Here is a 368-nt window from a genome sequence, read left to right on the forward strand (position 1 = left end):
CCATCTACATACGACAATGCAGGATCAAATGATCCAGAATCCACAAAATCATTAAATCCACAATTTGGTCCATTATTTAAATCACTTGTAGGTTCTGCTCCAGGAAATATAAATGGCATATATGGTATTTCACTTTCCGTAGAATCATTTCCTATAAAACCTGTAGTCGAATTTGATACATATCCATCTCCATTGGGATCTAAAATCGAAGTACCAGAACCTGTTGAAGGTTCAATAATTAATCCCTTAGTTTGCGCATCCAGAAAACTAATAGACAAAAAGATAACCAATAAAAATAATCTCTTTTTAATAGTACTTAATAGTTGATTATTATTCATATATGTTTAAAACTTTAGTTTAATTAGTTG

General features: G+C 30.4%; 1 protein-coding gene. It reads right to left on the minus strand.

What is annotated here, in order from left to right; genetic code table 11:
- A partial coding sequence (locus J8281_RS19250; protein WP_210199265.1) for a hypothetical protein occupies positions 1 to 338 on the minus strand: 338 nt, incomplete at its 3' end.
- Positions 339 to 368: the final 30 nt, after the last annotated feature.

Source organism: Aquimarina sp. U1-2 (assembly GCF_017897595.1).
GTDB lineage: Bacteria > Bacteroidota > Bacteroidia > Flavobacteriales > Flavobacteriaceae > Aquimarina.